The organism is Aquidulcibacter paucihalophilus (assembly GCF_002105465.1).
GTDB classification, from domain to species: Bacteria; Pseudomonadota; Alphaproteobacteria; order Caulobacterales; family Aquidulcibacteraceae; genus Aquidulcibacter; species Aquidulcibacter paucihalophilus.
The window spans coordinates 1-520 of record NZ_NCSQ01000096.1 but is presented as its reverse complement, the minus strand read 5'-3'; the positions used below and the strand labels follow the sequence as shown (position 1 = coordinate 520).

1 protein-coding gene is annotated in these 520 nt (G+C 53.1%); it reads left to right on the top strand.

Annotated elements, in window-relative coordinates; all coding sequences use genetic code 11:
• The coding region (locus B7364_RS07925) for an IS630 family transposase (RefSeq protein WP_157893577.1) at positions 1 to 505 on the top strand (505 nt) is incomplete at its 5' end.
• Positions 506 to 520 lie beyond the last annotated feature (15 nt).

Genomic DNA, 520 nt, shown 5'->3' with positions numbered 1-520 from the left:
CTTCATCGATGAAACATGGACTGCCACCAATATGGCGCGCACGCATGGCCGATGCAGGAAAGGTCAACGCCTGCGCATGGGCTTTCCCCATGGACACCGGAAAACAACCACTTTGGTCGCGGGCCTGCGTCTATCAGGCATGGTCGCACCCATGGTGCTTGATGGTCCCATCAATGGCGATTGGTTCGAGGCCTATGTCGACCAAGTCTTGGTACCAACACTCAAGCCTGGCGACACAGTCATCATGGACAATCTCTCCAGCCACAAACGCCTATCGGTCAAGCTGTTGATTGAAGCAGCCGGCGCAAAACTTGCCTTCCTGCCGCCCTATTCCCCAGACTTTAACCCAATCGAGAAAGCCTTCTCAAAACTCAAAGCAAACCTGCGCCGTATCGGCGAACGGACAGTATCAGGTCTGTGGGATATCATCGGATCCATCGTCACCATGTTCAAACCACACGAATGCCAAAACTACTTCGCAAGCTGTGGCTATGATGCTTATTAAACGGGAAGCGCTCTA